Here is an 18,012-nt window from a genome sequence, read left to right on the forward strand (position 1 = left end):
AGCGGCGAATCCCATTATTCCGGAAGCGTCTTGAGATCGTCTTCGGTCAACTGATACTTGGCGTCAATCGGATCACCCTGTGAGGTCAGAATCTTCGGACCGTTATCCGTAATCACAAGGGTATGCTCATACTGGGCACATTTGCTGCCATCAGCCGTGACATAGTATTCCCATGTATCACCTGGCACCTGCTTGCCCTTAATCTTCCAGGTGCCTTCCGTGATCATCGGTTCGATCGTAATGGTCATGCCTGCCTTCAATCGCAAGCCGTGGCCAGGGACGCCATAATGCGGCACATTCGGACTTTCATGCATTGTCGGCTGAATGCCATGACCCACAAGCTCACGAACATCCCCATAACCATTGTCGTCTTCTGTATAGGTCTGAATCGCCGCGCCAATATCACCGATTCGATTGCCGACGACTGCCTGATCAATCCCCAGATATAATGACTTCTTGGTCACATCCATCAGCTTCTGGTCAGCTTCCGAGACCTTACCGACACCATATGTCCAGCAGGAATCGCTAAAATAGCCATGCCAACTGATCACTGTATCGACACTCACAACATCGCCGTCTTTTAATTTCAATCCCTTACGCGGAACAGCATGAGCAACTTCATCATTAATGCTGACACAGGTCACATACTTGTAGCCTTCAAAACCAACTTGTTCTGCTTTGGCGCCATGGGATTCAAAAAACTCTTTGGCGAACTTTTCGATTTCCCAGCTTGAGATTCCCGGCTTGATAATATCGCGCAAGCCAACGTGCATTGCTGCTAAAATGGCACCTGACTTGGCCATGCCTTTAATTTCACGTGCTGATTTGATGGTAATCAAACTTCTTGCCTGCTTTCCAATACGATTTTAACTCGCAATTAGTGTAGCATTAATTGGAAAAGAGCGCGAGTGTAGCCGGTATGACGAATGAATCGCCCAGAAATTGTCACCCTATGCTATAATCAGGCGAATGAGCAAGAACAACAGCCTCGCCGTCATCGGAATTAGAGGGCTGTTTTTTAGGAGGATGAATAAAGAAAATGGCAAGCGCAAGAATTGTATATGCCAGCCTAACCGGTAACAATGAAGACATCGCCAGTATTGTTGAAGAGGCTTTTGAAGATTTGAATGTCGATGTCACCACCACAGAAGTTTCGCAAGCCTTGGCTAGCGATTTTGAAGATGTGGATATTTGTGTGACGGCAACTTACACCTATTCGGATGTTGGTGACGGCGAGTTACCGGATGAAGCGGTTGACTTTTATGAAGAGCTTCAGGATCTCGACCTGACCGGTAAAGTATATGGCTGTTGTGGCAGCGGCGATCGGTTCTATGACGACTTTGCCACGTCTGTCGATGATTTCGACAAAGCCTTCGCCAAAACCGGCGCAACCAAGGGAGCCGAGAATGTTAAAATCGATCTTTCTCCTGAAGAAGACGATATCAAGCATCTAGAGGCCTTCACCAAACAGTTAGTCGAAAAATTCAAATCTATGCAATAAAATAAACTGAACCCAAAAGGCTCGCGCAGGTTGTCGCGCGAGCCTTTTATTGTGCCGCTGAAGGCAAATTGAATTCATTAGGATTCCTCTTTTGGCCGCGGCGTTTTTACCCGCCGCTTCACAAAGTCGTGGACTTTTCCCTTACTGCGATGAAGCCGACCGATGAAATACTCTGCCGTCAGCGCATTGATGACCGCGCCCCACAGCAAGACCAGCGCCGAGAAATTCAGCCATAACATAATCGCAATAAACGTGCCAATAGTGCCGTACGACAGGTAACGGGTGCCAAAATAGTGCATGTATAACGAAAACGCCTGGGCAATCAAAAGCCAGCCAATCACCGTGAACGCCGTGCCGGGCAGCACCGTCCATATTTTGATTTTGACATTCGGTAAAAAGTAATCAAGAAACATAATGATGATGAATAATGCGGTAACGGTCACCGGCCAACGTAAGGTATTAAATGTTTTTAGCCAATCATCGTTCAGCCGCAACAAAGGAATCAGCCATTCGAGAAATTGGCGGCCAAATGCAAAGGCAATCAAAATCGTGCCCATCACAATAATCAGCATGAAAGTCATGAGCATCGACAACAGCCGTTGAATAATGAAGTTTTGTGTGGCGTCCACACCATAAACCTGATTAAAGCCCATCTTCAGGCCATTCACGCCTAGGCTAGCGGCCCACAATGTGGCGACCGCACCGATTCCCAATAACCCGCCACTACTTGTGTTCAATAAATTGGCAATCACCGGATCGAGCCACTTCATCACATTCGAAGGCACCGCCTGTGTCAAATAAGTTGCTAAACTACGGTAAGTCAGCCCCAGGTATGGCAAGGCGTTGGCAACAAATAAGATTAAGGGAAAGAGCGATAATAACGCATAGTAAGCGATAGCCGCCGCACTTTGGCCGATATTGGATTCAGCCACACGATTCATTGCCAAGCGGACAAAGACCCAAAACTTGGTCCGGCGCGGCAACTTCATCTCTGCTAATGCCATCTGGCCCGAACGGATCATGGCCTGTTGCTCCGTTGAAAGTAACGGTCGTTTTTTACGATGATTTTTCCGCGCCATGCTTTACCCTCCTTCCCAGCCAATGATTAAGGCTCTCTTTAATTTTGCCAGAGTTAATCTAGTAAAAACAAGCAAAACATATTTTGATTCATAAATCATTTGAATAATGACAATCTTCAAAATGGCGCCTCGCCGATCACGCCAGAAGATGGGTGTCAACTGCACGGAGAAAAGCTGAATAATCGGCTTTAACCTGATTTAAATACCACTTGCTCCACCGCTGAACCGCGCTGTCGAAATGCTTATCCAGATAACCGGTGACGACTGCTGCCTGCGGTGTTTGGGCATGCGCCATCGCCAAAAGGTAGGCCGTAATCTGGGTATAATACTGAAATTCAGTGAAGTTGAGTTCCTCCAGATCCACCGATCCTTTCATATCCCGAAACTGGCGAACATAATAACTTTTATCGCCGACATTAAACCAGCCTAAAAAAGGGTCAGAAGCTTTTTGAAGAATCATCTGGGCGGCAATGATTCGCTGCCCTTGACTGACTTCCTGTTGCAAAGTCATGCGTTCGGTATGCGGCAACAGTTCCTGCCGTGGCGGCAATGCTTCCTTGACTTGCAGCACTATATGGCCGCCGCCTAAGCCGCTGAGCAAAACCAAGTAGCAGTTCGTCCCGAAGCTGCCAATGCCGACACTATGATGAATGATATCTGTAATCCGATACTGGCTTAACAAAACCAGAATATCCGCGCGGGTGGTCTTGCGATACTGGGTAAACCCATCGTAAATCGCCTGGTAAGTTGCTTGGTCAAGCCGCACGGAACTCGGCGGATCGTCTTTGAACCGCATGTGGCCATCATCAGTTGTCAGGGTATATTTTTTAACGACAGAATCATTATTGCGTTTTGTCGCTTTTTTAACGAATTTCGCCAACAATTGCGAGTCTTCTGCGCCGGGAATTTCCTGCATCAGGTGCTTGACTTCAGTGGATTGATAGAAGCGGTCCAAGGCACCGAGCTTGAACAGGTCCCGTAAGGTTTTGCGATAAATGCTGGCATCGGTTTGCACGAGCTCATCTAGCTTATCGGCCGCAAACCCCTGCTGATCGCCAAGCAGATAAACACTGGTCAGTAGACGTTTGATGTCAAACTCAAAACTATTAATCTGGGCTTCGTCAAAGTCATTGAGGTCGAACAGCAAATTCCGTTCCGGTGAGGCGTAAAAGCCGAAGTTTTGTAAATGCGCATCGCCATCGATTAACAGATTGATCCCGGATTTCTCTCCTTGACGCAGATCATAGGCCATCAGTTCGGCAGTGCCACGGAAAAAGGCCGCCTGCGATGCTCCCATGCGCTGGTGACGCATCGGCAATAGCGATTCCGTCAAATTTTGTTCCACACTATTAATAAACTGAACCGGATCACGATTAATTTTACTAACAGCAGCGAGGCTCTCAATCGGGGCGGTCTCCCGAATCTTTTTCCCGGTCTCCTTCAAATCATCAATCGTATACTTGGCTGCGACTCGCTCGCGCAATAAATCTTTAATGTCTGATGAACTTCCCATAGCTGACTCCTTCTTGGTTTAGGTGCCGTCCGTTTCATTTTGATAGGATAACACTTGGTAAGTCAAAAGTAGCGCATTGTTGCGCGGTTTTCCAGTGTTGTGAGCGCCGAAGCAACAAAAAAACCTGCTTGCATGCGGTCTTACAATGGCCAGTTGGCAAGCAGGTTTTTATTCACATTAGTTTATAGACAACATGACGCACGGAAAAACGATGTTCCCCAGTTTATCGTTTAATATCCTTGTGCGATTTGGGCTTTTTCAAACCATGAGATTCGCGGGTCGTCTGAAAACCGACCATTAACAATAAAGTCTTGCGTCACAGCGGTTAAAATGTCGACCATTTGATCGCGGGTGATATCGATGAAGCCCGGTGCCATCAAATTAGCAATCCCGGTCGCAACAATCCATACCCCACAAATCGTGTTGCGCAATTGCGCTTCGCTTAAGTTTTTGGCAGGTTCATAAGCATCAAAGACGCGCATAGCCGTACTCATTGCATATTCGCGCATCTCGTCAACCCCAAAATGATCTTCAACAAAAACCGCGCGGTAAAGCGGACGATTCTCTAGTGCAAAGTAAATGTAAGCCAACCCCAAGTCAACAACCGGATCATTCGTATAATGCTTCGCCATCTTCAATGCCAACAGTTCTTTGATTCGATCCATGACGGCTTGCTTTAATTCAGCCATATTCTTGAATTCTAAATAAATCGGCTGGGTTGAGCAGTTCATCTTCTTCGCAATATTCCGTGCGGTAAAACTCTTAAAGCCTTGTTCCACGACCAGATCATATGCTGCATTGAGAATCTGATCATGCGTGATAGTTTTCTTTCGTGCCATATTGTTCCCCTTACTTTCTTTAAAAGTTATTTAAAACTAACTTGCACACAACTAAATTTTAGGCACTTGGGGCAACATCTCCACTCCAAAAGATATACCCCGTGCCTTGCTGTTATTTTACCAGAGATGAAAGCATAAAGGAACAGAATTCATAAAGAAATTTCAGTTTTTCTTAATTTATTTTGACATTTTTTGATACCAGCCCGAGGCATCTTACGTCAGTCAGCGATCTGACTATGGTAAACTGTTGCCAAACTACTTGGAGGGATCCCATTATGCCATTAGCCAACTTTAACGAAAAGCTTAAACAATACGCCGATCTGGCGGTGGACATTGGTGTTGCCGTCAAACCCGGCGATACCGTCTATTTGCAGATTGCCGTGGACCAGGCCCCGCTTGCCCGCCTGATTGTTGCCGCCGCTTATCAACGCGGTGCGGCGGAAGTTCAGGTTCAGTGGTCTGACGATACGCTCAAACGTCTGGACATGGCACATATGGCCGAGGACCGCCTCTTCAATATTCCGCCTTTTGTTAAAGGCCAATTTGATTACTGGGTCGATCACCAAGCCAAACGGATCACCGTCATCTCGAGTGACCCGGACAATTTAGCCGCCATTGATCCGGCAAGAATTGCCAACTATCAGGAAGCTTTCACGAAAGCCTACCAACGCCTGATGAACGCCATCAGCTCAATGAGCATTAGCTGGACGATTATCGGTGCCGCCAGTCCAGCATGGGCGCAGAAAGTTTTCCCTGACGCCAAAACGCCGCAAGAAGCAACTGACCGGTTGTGGGAAGCGATTTTCAAAACTACCCGCATTGACCAGCCTGATCCAGAAGCCGCTTGGAAAACGCACGATCAGAAATTGAGCGCAAAGGCGAAATGGCTGACGAATGAACAATTTGATCAACTGCATTACATGGCGCCGGGGACGGATTTGGTCGTTGGCTTGCCAAAGAATCACATTTGGAAGGGCGGTGGCGCCTTCAATCCGCGCGGCGAAGAATTCATGGCCAACATGCCAACGGAAGAAGTCTTCACGGCTCCGGATTTCCGGCGAATCGACGGCACAGTTGTTTCGACCAAGCCCCTTAGCTACACCGGCCAGATCCTGGAAGGCATGCAATTTACGTTTAAAAACGGGCAAGTTGTGAACGCCCATGCCGATCGGGGGAATGATGTTTTGCAAAACCTACTCAAAACGCCTGGCGCCCGTTCACTAGGCGAAGTGTCGCTGGTGCCGGATCCATCCCCCATCTCGCAATCCGGGCTTATTTTCTTCAATACCCTTTATGACGAAAATGCGTCAGATCACATGGCACTCGGCCAAGCCTATCCATTTTCGGTCAAAGACGGCATGGCAATGAACGCCGAACAACGAAGGACGGCAGGCTTAAATCAAAGCCCTACCCATGTTGACTTCATGATGGGCTCCGCCAACATGAACATTGACGGCATTAAACCCGACGGCACTGTGGTACCCATCTTCCGCAACGGCGACTGGGCATAGTGTCCAGCATCATAGCAGCGTTTAAAAAAACCGAATCAAAGCATTTTGCAACAATTGCGAAAATGCCTTGGTTCGGTTTTTGATTGAAACACAGTGTCATGCTTTTTCCGGTTGGATCGCTTTTAAAACGTCCAAAAAGATTTGCCCGTATTTATCGAGTTTAGCTTGGCCGACGCCTTTGACCGCCAAAAATTCATCCATCGTTTGCGGCATTGCGCTGCCGATTGCCTTTAGCGTTTTATCCGAGAAGATCATATAAGGCGGCAAGTGCTGTTGCTCTGCCAACTGGCGCCGAGTACTGCGCAATTCCTGGAAGACCGTGTCGTCAACTTCCAGTGTTTGCTTCGCTTTCTGCGCGGTTTTCTGGAAAACAGTTGCCTGGCCGCGTAAAACTTCGGCTCCTTTGGCGGTAAGCCCAAGTGTCGGATACTGGCCGCCGCGAGTTTCGAGATACCCGCCAGCTGTCAAAAAGTCGATAAATGTCGTGATATCACGCTGTCGCCGATTTTTCATCAAGCCGTATGTAGACAGCTGATCCAGGTGAAACGACAAGACGCGCTGATTGTGCGCACCTGCGAGCACTTGGGCAACGACGCCTTTGCCGAATCGTTCGTGCAACCGTACGACACATGACAACACCTTCTGTGCATCAATGGTCACGTCAACCGATTCGCGATCATCAAGACAATTGGAGCAGCGTCCGCATGGCTTGGTTCCTGTTTGCCCAAAATAATCCAAAATGAACTGTTGTAGACACTGATCGGTATTGGCATAACGTTCCATTGTTTTTAGCTTGTCATATTGCCGCTCTTTGTGGGCCTCGTCACCTTCGGATTGGTCAATGAAGAACCGTTGCACCTGTAAATCTTGCGGTTTGAACAACAAAATGGCTTCACTTGGCAAGCCATCTCGTCCGGCCCGCCCAGCTTCTTGATAATAAGACTCAAGATCTTTGGGAATTTGTGCATGAATCACGAAACGAACGTTACTTTTATCAATACCCATTCCAAATGCGTTCGTCGCAATCATAATCGGCTTACGATCAAACAGAAAATCTTCTTGATTGGTTGCCCGCTGCTTTTCAGTCATACCGGCGTGATACTTTGCCACCGGTAATTTTTTATGTTCCAAAAATGTATAAAGGCGATCCACCTCTTTGCGAGTGCTCGCGTAAATAATGCCGGATTGGTCGGCATTAAGTTTAAGATAGTCCAATAAATAACGATCTTCGTCCTGATCACGAACCACTTTAAAGCTAAGGTTATCGCGTTCAAATCCGGTATTAATGACCCCATCATCCGGAATCATCAGACGTTGACAAATATCCTGACTGACCCGCGGTGTAGCGGTTGCAGTCAAGGCAATTACAGGCGGATGTGCCGGCAACTGGGCAGCAACCTGGGCAAGATTCAGATAACTCGGCCGGAAATCATGGCCCCACTGCGAAATACAATGGGCTTCATCAATGGCAAAAAGCGCCACATGCGTCGCGGCAAGTTGCTGCACAAACCAATCGTTGTCAAATCGTTCCGGAGCCACATACAACAATTTGATCTGCCCCGATTTTGCCTGATTCAGTCGCTCATTAATTGTCTGATAATCAAGGGTGCTGTTGATAAATGTCGCTGGAATATCATTGTCATTTAAAGCGTCAACCTGATCCTTCATCAAGGCAATCAAAGGCGACACCACCAATGTCAATCCTGGCAGTAACATAGCCGGCACCTGATAGCACAACGACTTACCACCACCGGTCGGCATCACGACTAAGGTGCTTTCTCCCGCCATCACGCGATCAATTGCCTGTTTTTGGCCGGTTCGAAAATGATCGTAACCGAATTTTTCTTTTAAAATCGTCGTTGGTTGCGTGACAACCATACTTGTCCTCCTAACCGGTTTTGCTTGCCCTAATTATAGATTTTGATAACGATGGCAGATACCCTTTTCAAAAGTATCAACTTAGACATGTTACACCATCCAACTGCCGCTAATGATCACGTTCAAAGCAAATTAACCACAAACCAAATAACCAAACTAAAGCCTAACACCATCAAATCAAGTAACAATAAATTCAAATTCAATAAAGTCCACCACGCGAAGCCCGCTGGCCAGAACGTGAGGAAGAGACAGAAAATGACGATAGTGCCTAAAAACGCAACCGGCGCACTTTGCCACATATTCTGCAGGTCGCGGTGCGATAAAGCGACCCCTGGCGTCAAAATCAGGGTTACGACTAGAAAAATAGCCAGCCACTGCCAGTTAATCACCACCATGCTGCGCATCATGACCCATTTTTCGCTGAGACTCGATGAAGCCGCCAGCACTTCCCACACCTGATTGCCTGCCGGGAAAAACGCCCACCGGCCAAGGACTAGCAAAACAACGCTGATACCCCAAACCGGTGCGCTGCTGGATAAAAACAACCCTAGCTGGGCCAGCGGATCATGCCGATCATACCGCAAACTGACATGTGCGGCGCTGCCTTGCAACGGATCAGCTCGCAACGAAAAATTCGTCACCTGCAAGCCAAATAATCGTGCAACCGCCGCATGCAACAACTCGTGAACAAAAATGCCTGGCTTCATGTACCAGATTTGCGTGTTAGATCGGCCAGCATGATTGACCATTGCTTGAACGGTTGCGCCGTTAACCGCGCTGATCAGCAGGATGCCACCAATGAAGATCAACCAGCCGGGGACATAAACATTCATAAAAGCCTGCATGTGGGCATCCTCCTTTAGTGTGAACGGAAGGTCGAAATATGTTTATTTGCGCAAGATTAAGGGTATCAGTTCTTAGACGCAGTATTCAAAGGCAAGCCCGTTTAAGGAAAGTTTGTCCGATACTACCGCGAACGCGCTCACTGGCGCAGAAATCTACGTGTAAGGATCTCAGGCGCAATGGCCAAGACCGGGCCATGGTACCGACACTGCCGTGAAAACGCGCTCGCAGGCCCAGAAACCTACACATAAGGACCTCAGACCTAAATGGCCAAAGACCAGCCATTTAGGTCTGAGGCCACTTATGCTCCGGTTTCTAACCGGGCCTGTTCGCGCTCTAACAAAAAGCACAGCCTCTTGACTGTGCTTTTGACTGTGCCCTATCGGAATTGAACCGATGACCTGCCGCTTAGGAGGCGGCCGCTCTATCCTGCTGAGCTAAGGGCACCAGACAACGTCAATTATGCCAAAAGCCGCAGCGCAATTCAAATGCATTCTGCATGTTAACTGCTAATAGTGGTCATTGATCATTGTCTTTTAGCTTACTTGTTATGCAGTTCGATACGACCGTTCAATCGAGTCGAGCATTCTCCCAACGTTACGTCGGCGTTTGTGGCCAACCAGAAGTTCCGTGACCATCTGTTTGAGCTGTGCAACCCAGTTGATCGGCTGAACGGTTTCACTCACCTGAACGCGACTAGCTGCAGCACTCAATGGCGTGATCAAATAACGGACTTTGAACCGTGAGAAACGCGTCATTGTCAGCATCGCAAATTCGCGATTGATCACATTTTGTGTGACTTTCACCTGTGCCCATTCACCATCAGGAAACTGCTTGCGGTAGGTAAAACCACCAAGCTCAGCCATATCAACTGGCTGATGGCCTGCTGCGATAATATCAGCTTGGACCGGCGCTACGATTTTACTATATAAAAATGCTGCCGGTGTCTGTAATGTCTTTTCAATTTTCATGGGGATTACCTCTCTTACTTGTGAGCGTGAGTCGGCGCGCTTAGGAATCGGCGTGTAAGTGGCCTTGGACGTGACGACTCGGGCTTCCAAGGCCCTTACACGCCGACCCCTGCGCCGGCGAACACGTTATGGTGACGACGGTTATGCTGACACCTGCCACAGCCACCCGTTTTACTTTTGGGCATGGATTTGCTGGTAAAGATCAATAATCTCATCGGCAAGTCGACGAATTGTCATAGCACTCATAAGATGATCCTGACTGTGCACCATTAATAAGGTGACGTCAACTTTTTGACCTCGTGCTTCGTACGTCAGCATTTGAGTCTGAGCTTGGTGAGCTTGCTTGAGCTTCGCATCCGCGTGTTTCAAAAGTTTGCGGCTGCGTTCGATTTGATCGGCTTTGGCTGCATCAATCGCTGCCATCGTCGCTTTTTGCGCATCACCGGCTGCACTCATCAGCGTCATCATAGCAGCCATTTGTTCCGCCTTCATACTTTCCATGACTGCCCTCCGTCCCTATCATACCGCTGATTTCGTCTCATGGCTGTTTCTTATGCTTACCTTTATTCCGCCGATCCCGTACGCGATTTTTTTTATGCTTACGATGCGGCTTCTCGCCCGGATCAGCTGCTTTAGCCGACTGCTCTTTCTTAAGCATTTTTTGTGCGGACTTTTGCTTAGGTACCTGAGCTGCTGAATCAGTGGTGGCATTGTCTTTTGACGTGTCTGTCGATGGTGCAGGTGGCGTGTCGACTAACTTTCCATCGACCATATACGCCCGGTGAATCCCATATTGCGGTACCAGCTTGGCCAAGTCACGGCGATCATGATCATCCCCCAAGGTCACGACCAGCCCTGACTCACCCATGCGGCCGGTGCGTCCGGCGCGATGAATATATACTTCGGCTCGCTTTGGCGGATCAAAGTTCACCACGGCCGGCAGCTTGGGAATATCCAACCCACGGCCTGCCATATCTGTCACTAATAACAAAGTCACGCGACCATGCCGAAAATCGGTTAGCGCCTTTTGCCGGCTAGTCTGGCGACCTTCCCGCGACAATACGGCAAAACGGACGGCCTGATGGCGCAAAATGCCGGCAGCTCGTTCTAACGAAGCATTTTGATTGAAGAAAACCAGTGCCTTGAAGCCATCAGTGTGGGCCAGCGTACGCAACCAATCAATTTGATGCGCGCGATCGGTTTGTAAGAAAAGATGCCGAACCGTTCCTTGCGTCTTGTCGATGGCACGGACGTCAATCAATTTAGGCGTTTTGCCAAACCACTTAGACATTTCCTTGAAATAGGGACTTGGCGTGGCGGAGAAAAATGCCAGTTGCGTTTCGGCCGGAGCTGCCGCAGCAATTTCCCGAACCTGCGCAAAGCCGGGATCCCGCAACATTTCATCGGCTTCGTCAACGACCAGTGTTTGCAAACCGGCCAGCTTTAACTTGTGTGATTGGATCAGTTCCAACAAGCGTCCTGCTGTCGCCACAATTACTTCCGGTTTCTCTTTAAGCCGCGTCAACTGCCGCTTCACGTTCGCCGAGCCGATAATGCCTTGAACGTTGACATGGATATCTTGCGCGTACGGCGTTAACACGTCGCGCGTCTGGATAGCCAACTCTTGTGAAGGTGCCAAAATAAGCAGCTGAAGGCCATCACCCGGCACGATTTTTTCTAATAAAGGTAAGCCAAATGCCAGCGTTTTACCCGATCCGGTTGGTGCCAGGCCAATCACATCTTCATCGGTTTTTAGCGGCTGATAAACAGCGGCTTGAATCGGCGTTTGCTCAGTAAAGCCATCAGCCTGCCACCGTTTTTGAAACGGGGTTGCAATTGTCAAAATGATCGTCCTCACTAAAAGTCCAGATTAGCGGAAGTCCGCAGAATCGACATGACTTGGTGTACTTCCTTGGCGAGTTGCCAAGCTTTATCAAAGGCATTCCGATCCTGACCGGTAATTGCCTTGGCAAAGTAAGCAGCCTCCGCTTCCATTGGGTTAGCCAGCTTTTCGGTGCTTAAAACCTGATCGTCAAGTTTGATCGTCTCAAGTTCCGCTGCATTATCCATCGTCAAGGTCTGCCTGCCGGAATAAATCTCCGATGGCAGCGAACTATTGGTGGTTTTGCCGGTGATCAATGTAACAGAAAAGTCGCCATAATCCAACCGCGCTACACCATCGCCATCAACGCCGCTTTTAAGAAAATGCGGCAGGTAAACGGCGTTGTCAGGAACCCCGAACCAGGCAACGGCATCGTAAACCAGATAAATGCCCAGATCCATTAAGGCACCGCCGGCGAACTCGGGGTTGAAAACATTCGGCAATTTGCCAGCCAAAAAGGCATCATATTTGGACGAATACTTCATATACGTGAGAGTCGCGCCATCGATTTGCTGGCGGTGGGTGAAATCGTTGACCACCTGGAAGTTATGCTCATAGACGTGGCGCGCAGCTTCAAAAAGGTACAGTTGTGGCTTTTTGCGCAACGCTTCATCTAATTTCTCGAATTCCATGGCTGTTGCGACCAATGGCTTTTCAACAATCACGTGCTTGTCAGCATCAAGTGCCGCCAGCGCTTGCGAGGCGTGCAGACTATTAGGACTGGCAATATACACCACGTCCACATCACTGCCCAGAAAATCGTCCATCTTCGTATACGCCGTTGCAGGTGCCGTCTGGTCGATGAATGACTGAGCGCTTTCTTCGTGTCGCGAATAAACTGCCGTCAGCTCAAAGGCATTGGTGGCCTTTGCTGCAGCCACGAATTGCTTGGTGATCCATCCTGTTCCGATCACGCCGAGTTTCAACATGGCAAGTCCTCCTTCAAACATGATCACAGCTGCATTCAGACGCAACTGTGCACGTTCTTTTTTGATTCAGCCATGGCCTAAATTAAAGGCCATTAGAACCGTTCATGATTATTGTAACAGCCCAGTAACAGAAAAACAGCACCACTGTAACCACTAAATAAAAAACTCATGGTAGACTAAGCATAGATAAAAATGGGAGGTCGAAAACATGGCGAGTTTTTTACGCGGGTTGAAATATGCACTCGCGCACCGCGGTCATCATCACAAGGATAAGGGCAAAGCCCCGAATCCGGCAATGGCATTGGCAAAGAACTTCACGGGAAGCTTTGCTTTTCTTGATGAACAGACCAACAAGACCCACTCGCTAGCGATCTCGCCGCAGCTGCAGATCGCAATCGACAATAAAATCCTGCCAGGGCAAGTGGTCGGGATTACCATTAACGAACTGACTTTTCTTGATCACTATGGATACAAACTGGTCATTACGGCAGACGACAATGGCCCACAGACCATTTATGACGAAGCTGAAGACGCCACATATGCCATTATTATTCCGAGTGCGTGACAAGCATCAGCTATTCACCAGTGCAGAAGCCGACTTACGCTAATAGCCCAAAAAGTGCCGATCCATTGCGGACCGGCACTTTTTGCTGTCTTTTTATGATGGCCTACTCAAGCTTGGCCAACGCTGCTTTGGGAACCTGTGAACGTGAGATGCTTTCCCAACTGGTGACGCCTTTTTTATCATTATAGGTGACTTTCAGAAACGCATTTTTTCTTAACGGACGATCTCGATTCGCATTAAACTTCAACTGTTGTAAGCCGCCTCGCTCATCAAAGCCAGGCAGATCGTAAGCGTAAATCGTGTGCTTGTTGCCTTCATCATCACGATTGGTGACCCGCTGACCAGTGTTGGTAATTTTTGTGTAGTACGTGGTACCGCCATAATTGGTGATTTCAAAAATCTTTAAACCGCCAAAAACGAGTACAACCAGCACGACCAGGCCGATCAGTACTTTTTTCATCCTGTTCACCTCGCTATCAGTATGGCCCAATATGCCACAATCGAGAATGGTTTCGGCGAACATTTAACGAACAGTTTTGTTAGATCAGCGCGTTTTGCGAATGGTCAGGATGATTGAGCGACTGAAAGCCTATTGCGCCAGCCGCAAGAAGCTGCTTCGCTTTCCCATAAATACGGCTACGCGATAAGTTGCTTGCGGGCCGTTGGGGATACGGGCACCCGCTGTATACTGCCAAAAGTTGCCCTTTTGCGCTGGCTGTTTGTCGCTTACGATCCACCGTGGTGCTTGAGGCACAACCGGCTTAACTTTTGCTAAAATATCAGGACTCCCCATCAATAGTACCGGCCGATGGTATTGCTGCTGAATAGCCGTTATAAACGCATTCAAATGCTGAGTCAGCCATGCAGCACTTGGCTTTCGCTCACTGTAATAACTTAAATAAATGCCGATGGGCAGATCACCAATATTCGACCCGACTTTTCGCTCAAACTGAAGTGCTTGCGCTTGCGGTGTGGTTTCAAAACTGAAAACATGATAAACCCCAATACTAAGCCTGCTGCCAGCGGCTTGATCAAAATTGGTATTGAAATTGTCATCAAAATAGCTGCTGCCTTCAGTCGCTTTGAGGTAAACAAAGCTGACTTTACTGGCGCGTAAACGATCAAAATCCTGAACCCCATCTGTTTGGTCCAACCGTATGCCCAAAATGGGATACGTTGCCGGATCTGGGCGCGGATTGCGCTGCAGCCACCACCCTACCAGCAACAAAACTGCCAGTATGCCACTGGCGATGAATAACCACCGGTGCCACCGATGGCGATAAGTATCTGCATAAATGACCCGCCGACTCCGCAAAAAAATCCTCCCTTATCGCCGCATCCCCATTTATAGGCAAACGGCCGCTTTGATTGGTCTTATTGTAACAAAGTCAAACACTTTTCGGATAATAGGGTTAGAAAATTCTTGACCATGAACATACAAAATGACTTTTTTACTACGGTAATCCGGTATTTAACGGCGCATGCTAAAACCCAGACTCAGTGCTTCATCAATACCGCAACGATCCTCGCCATAAAGCTTACTGTCGCTGAGCCGTCCTGATTGTCTTTCCACCAACCGTGCTTTAGAATTAGCTTGTGATGATAATGGTTAGAATTTTGAACTGTTGTTAGTCAGAAAACGCTTAGAAAGGAGCGGCAGCCATGCTTGATGATCGGCTTTTGGGAACAACGTTTGTTTTGCCAACTTCAGCGCGGCATGGCGAGATAACGCTTTATGGCATTCATTATCATTATCGCGTCAACGATGATGCGGTTGCCGGCGACTTGGTCGTGGTGAATGCTGTTTCTCCGTTGTTTCTTGGCGTCGTAAAACCGGAACATCGGTTAGAGTATTAGGCCGCATAGTATATTGGTTTCGACTCAAGGGGGTCTTGTCTATGAATGTTGTTCTTATTTCAATCGCAGTGATTGTTTTAGTCATCGTCATCGCCGTGCTTTTCACCAGCGTTGCGATTATCCACACTGGCGAAGTTGGCATCGTCGAGCGACTTGGTAAATATGTGGCAACGCTGCAGCCTGGTTTTCATGTGGTGCCGCCGTTTATCTATCGCATCACCGAAATTGTCAACATGAAGCAGATTCCGTTAAAAGTTGACGAGCAGGAAGTCATCACAAAAGATAACGTTGTCGTGCGGATTTCCGAAACACTTAAGTATCACATTACCGATGTCAACGCGTATGTTTACCAAAACAAGGATTCCGTGCTTTCAATGGTTCAGGATACCCGAGCTAATTTGCGGGGCATTATCGGGAATATGGATCTGAACGATGTTTTGAACGGCACCGAAACCATTAACCAAACCTTGTTTCAACAAATTGCCGAAACAACTGCCGGTTATGGCTTGAATGTCGACCGGGTCAACATTGATTCCATTCAAGTGGACGCCACGATTCAGGATTCCATGAACAAACTACTCCGGGCTTCACGGGAAAAGGAAGCCAACATCATGGAAGCGGAAGGCCACAAACAAGCAGCTATTGCCAAAGCTGAAGGTGAAAAGCAGGCAGCCATTTTGGAAGCTGAAGCCAATAAGCAAACGCAGATTCTCCAAGCTCAGGGTCACGCGGAAAGTCAACGGTTAATCGCTGCTGCCGTTAAGGATCAAATCAACTCAATCAATGCTGGGTTGATCGACAATGGCGACTTATATTTGAAGTACAAGAATGTTGAAGCCATCGAGGCCTTGGCTAAAGGCACGGCTAACACGGTTGTTTTACCAAGCACGGCCATTGATTCATTAGGCACTCTGCCGGCGTTAGGCAAGTTGTTTAACCAGAAGTCTGATACGAAAGAAAATTAAGTTTTTTAAGTCGAATCGCACAAGTTGCCCTTCGACTTTTTAGTTCTGGGTAAATTTAACGCCCATCAGAGCATCCGAATTTTTAACCACTTTGGCATACGTTATGTTGGTAGCAACCCCTTCACTTTCGGAACCAGGCCAAACAGCGTAGTATTGATTTAAAATAAACCCGGCATTTATCGGGTATTTTGAGGTGAGTCCATGTACCAACTCTTAACTGATTCTTGTTGTGATCTGCCTTATCAGACACTGCATGATCATCATGTCGATTTCGTTTCGATGCACTTTACGATTGATGGTGTGGAATATGAAGACGATCTTGGTGAGGATCATTATGATATCAACGCCTTTTATCAGCAGCTCAAGCAGAATGTCATGCCGACCACCACGCAGGTTAACGTCGGCCAGTTCGTTGACTTTTTCACGCCTTACGTTAAGGCAAAAACACCCATTCTCTACATCGGGTTTTCCAGCGGCCTGAGTGGAACTTTTAACTCGGCCACGCAAGCACGAGCCATGTTGCTGGAGAAGCATCCGGACGCGCAGATTTATTTAGTTGACACTTTAGCGGCGTGTGCCGGTGAAGGTCAGCTCGTTCTTGATGCCATTGATAAACGCGATGCCGGCATGCCAATCGATGAATTAGCGAAATGGTTAACCGACCACCGACTTGACTATCGGATGTGGTTCACAGTTGACAAGCTTGATTTTCTTTATCACGGCGGTCGGGTTTCCCGAACGTCAGCGGCGCTGGGTACCATGTTGAATATCAAGCCGGTGATGGATGTTGATACTGAAGGGAAACTAAGAGTTGTGCGAAAAGTCCGCGCTCGCAAACGCTCGCTCATCGACTTGGCGAATGAGACCTTAAAAGCCGTTCAGGAAAATCCGCAACACCGCGTCATCATTTCCACTTCCGGTGATCAGGAGGCAGCTAACTTTATTAAAGATCGGCTTCATGAAGCCTCGCCACAAACCCCACTGCAAATCGGTAACATCGGGCCGACAATTGCCAGCCACACCGGTTTCGGCTGTGTCGCGGTTTTCTCAATGGCAACGGAAGATCGGCAGTAATTATCGGTAACCGCAACCGTCACATATGCTTGTGTTTAAGGAAAAAGCGCCACAATACTTCTCTATCAACTTCACCAATTGGAAAGCTGAAAATGCCATATTTTTAAACGAGGAGGTTGCCCGTTATGGCGACACGACGCGCAATGCCAGAAGATATCCCGCATCTATTACCACTTGTCCAAGGCTATTATCATGACAGCCCGGTACCACTCACTATTGATCCGCCGGCCATGGCAGCACATCTTGAGCGTCTGCGTACTGATTCCGAACTCGGTTATTTATTAGTCACAGAGCTTGACGAGCAGTTGGCCGGTTTTGCCATTTTATATCGCAGCTTCGATACGCGAACACTAAAGCCGCTGCTTATCATCAACAATGTCTATGTCGCCCCTAAGTTCCGCCGCCATGGGCTGGCTCGTCAACTCATGACCGCGGCATTCGATCTGGCAACCGATGAAGGCTTCACAAGTGCCAACTGGCAGACCCGCACCAGTAATCTAGGCGCTCAGCATTTGTACGACCAGATTGGCGAACGGGAAACCGGGTGGCTGCATTATCATCATGTGATTCCTGACGCATAGAAAAAAGCTGGCTCTTGTCATCAG

General features: G+C 48.2%; 19 protein-coding genes and 1 tRNA gene. 7 read left to right on the top strand and 13 right to left on the bottom strand.

Annotated elements, in window-relative coordinates; genetic code table 11:
* Positions 1-14 precede the first annotated feature (14 nt).
* Positions 15-839 (bottom strand): type I methionyl aminopeptidase, encoded by an 825-nt coding sequence (map, locus tag GSO_RS03600; protein WP_010489107.1) that lies wholly within the window; start codon positions 837-839, stop codon positions 15-17.
* A gap of 200 nt (positions 840-1,039) precedes the next feature.
* Here map and GSO_RS03605 point away from each other — a divergent pair, with 200 nt between their 5' ends.
* Positions 1,040-1,501 carry a flavodoxin gene (locus tag GSO_RS03605; RefSeq protein ID WP_010489109.1) on the top strand — a complete coding sequence of 154 codons (462 nt, stop codon included), beginning with the start codon at positions 1,040-1,042 and terminating at the stop codon, positions 1,499-1,501.
* A 77-nt stretch (positions 1,502-1,578) separates the two neighbouring features.
* Here GSO_RS03605 and GSO_RS03610 read toward each other — a convergent pair whose 3' ends face one another.
* The 3 genes from GSO_RS03610 to GSO_RS03620 all read right to left on the bottom strand — a co-directional run bounded on the left by GSO_RS03610 (position 1,579) and on the right by GSO_RS03620 (position 4,932).
* Positions 1,579-2,580, bottom strand: coding sequence for a YihY/virulence factor BrkB family protein (locus GSO_RS03610; RefSeq protein WP_010489111.1), 1,002 nt, complete (start codon positions 2,578-2,580; stop codon positions 1,579-1,581).
* A 136-nt stretch (positions 2,581-2,716) separates the two neighbouring features.
* The gene (locus tag GSO_RS03615; protein ID WP_010489113.1) at positions 2,717-4,093 is read right to left on the bottom strand and encodes a DUF2252 domain-containing protein; all 1,377 of its coding nucleotides are present in this window, start codon (positions 4,091-4,093) and stop codon (positions 2,717-2,719) included.
* 230 nt (positions 4,094-4,323) lie between these two features.
* On the bottom strand, positions 4,324-4,932 hold the full coding sequence (locus GSO_RS03620; RefSeq protein WP_010489114.1) for a TetR/AcrR family transcriptional regulator: 609 nt from the start codon (positions 4,930-4,932) through the stop codon (positions 4,324-4,326).
* Between the two features lie 275 nt (positions 4,933-5,207).
* On the opposite strand from GSO_RS03620, the gene GSO_RS03625 reads away from it, so the two are divergent.
* Positions 5,208-6,443 (top strand): aminopeptidase, encoded by a 1,236-nt coding sequence (locus tag GSO_RS03625; protein ID WP_010489116.1) that lies wholly within the window; start codon positions 5,208-5,210, stop codon positions 6,441-6,443.
* A 96-nt stretch (positions 6,444-6,539) separates the two neighbouring features.
* On the opposite strand, the gene recQ is transcribed toward GSO_RS03625, so the two are convergent.
* From recQ to GSO_RS03660, 7 genes are all read right to left on the bottom strand, one after another.
* Positions 6,540-8,321 (bottom strand): DNA helicase RecQ, encoded by a 1,782-nt coding sequence (gene recQ / locus GSO_RS03630; RefSeq protein ID WP_010489118.1) that lies wholly within the window; start codon positions 8,319-8,321, stop codon positions 6,540-6,542.
* A 122-nt stretch (positions 8,322-8,443) separates the two neighbouring features.
* On the bottom strand, positions 8,444-9,166 hold the full coding sequence (locus GSO_RS03635; RefSeq protein ID WP_010489120.1) for a hypothetical protein: 723 nt from the start codon (positions 9,164-9,166) through the stop codon (positions 8,444-8,446).
* A 371-nt stretch (positions 9,167-9,537) separates the two neighbouring features.
* Positions 9,538-9,611, bottom strand: a tRNA-Arg gene (locus GSO_RS03640).
* A 101-nt stretch (positions 9,612-9,712) separates the two neighbouring features.
* Positions 9,713-10,135 carry a DUF3284 domain-containing protein gene (locus GSO_RS03645; protein ID WP_010489123.1) on the bottom strand — a complete coding sequence of 141 codons (423 nt, stop codon included), beginning with the start codon at positions 10,133-10,135 and terminating at the stop codon, positions 9,713-9,715.
* Between the two features lie 171 nt (positions 10,136-10,306).
* A complete protein-coding gene (locus tag GSO_RS03650; RefSeq protein ID WP_010489124.1) occupies positions 10,307-10,636 on the bottom strand; it encodes a PTS lactose/cellobiose transporter subunit IIA in 330 nt (109 codons plus the stop codon).
* A 37-nt stretch (positions 10,637-10,673) separates the two neighbouring features.
* Complete coding sequence (locus GSO_RS03655) at positions 10,674-11,978, bottom strand: DEAD/DEAH box helicase (protein WP_010489125.1); 1,305 nt, start codon at positions 11,976-11,978, stop codon at positions 10,674-10,676.
* A gap of 14 nt (positions 11,979-11,992) precedes the next feature.
* Entirely contained in the window at positions 11,993-12,946 is a 954-nt protein-coding gene (locus GSO_RS03660; RefSeq protein ID WP_010489126.1) for a Gfo/Idh/MocA family protein, read from the bottom strand.
* A gap of 208 nt (positions 12,947-13,154) precedes the next feature.
* Here GSO_RS03660 and GSO_RS03665 point away from each other — a divergent pair, with 208 nt between their 5' ends.
* Positions 13,155-13,511 carry a DUF4828 domain-containing protein gene (locus GSO_RS03665; RefSeq protein ID WP_010489127.1) on the top strand — a complete coding sequence of 119 codons (357 nt, stop codon included), beginning with the start codon at positions 13,155-13,157 and terminating at the stop codon, positions 13,509-13,511.
* Between the two features lie 103 nt (positions 13,512-13,614).
* Here GSO_RS03665 and GSO_RS03670 read toward each other — a convergent pair whose 3' ends face one another.
* Positions 13,615-13,971 (bottom strand): YxeA family protein, encoded by a 357-nt coding sequence (locus GSO_RS03670; RefSeq protein ID WP_010489128.1) that lies wholly within the window; start codon positions 13,969-13,971, stop codon positions 13,615-13,617.
* Between the two features lie 129 nt (positions 13,972-14,100).
* Positions 14,101-14,826, bottom strand: a complete 726-nt coding sequence (locus GSO_RS03675; RefSeq protein WP_010489129.1) for a GH25 family lysozyme — start codon at positions 14,824-14,826, stop codon at positions 14,101-14,103.
* 347 nt (positions 14,827-15,173) lie between these two features.
* On the opposite strand from GSO_RS03675, the gene GSO_RS03680 reads away from it, so the two are divergent.
* The 4 genes from GSO_RS03680 to GSO_RS03695 all read left to right on the top strand — a co-directional run bounded on the left by GSO_RS03680 (position 15,174) and on the right by GSO_RS03695 (position 17,988).
* Positions 15,174-15,368, top strand: a complete 195-nt coding sequence (locus tag GSO_RS03680; RefSeq protein WP_010489130.1) for a hypothetical protein — start codon at positions 15,174-15,176, stop codon at positions 15,366-15,368.
* Between the two features lie 41 nt (positions 15,369-15,409).
* Positions 15,410-16,333, top strand: coding sequence for an SPFH domain-containing protein (locus GSO_RS03685; RefSeq protein ID WP_010489131.1), 924 nt, complete (start codon positions 15,410-15,412; stop codon positions 16,331-16,333).
* Between the two features lie 201 nt (positions 16,334-16,534).
* The gene (locus GSO_RS03690) at positions 16,535-17,407 is read left to right on the top strand and encodes a DegV family protein (protein ID WP_010489132.1); all 873 of its coding nucleotides are present in this window, start codon (positions 16,535-16,537) and stop codon (positions 17,405-17,407) included.
* A 125-nt stretch (positions 17,408-17,532) separates the two neighbouring features.
* Complete coding sequence (locus GSO_RS03695) at positions 17,533-17,988, top strand: GNAT family N-acetyltransferase (RefSeq protein ID WP_010489133.1); 456 nt, start codon at positions 17,533-17,535, stop codon at positions 17,986-17,988.
* Positions 17,989-18,012 lie beyond the last annotated feature (24 nt).

Source organism: Lacticaseibacillus zeae DSM 20178 = KCTC 3804 (assembly GCF_000260435.1).
GTDB classification, from domain to species: Bacteria; Bacillota; Bacilli; order Lactobacillales; family Lactobacillaceae; genus Lacticaseibacillus; species Lacticaseibacillus zeae.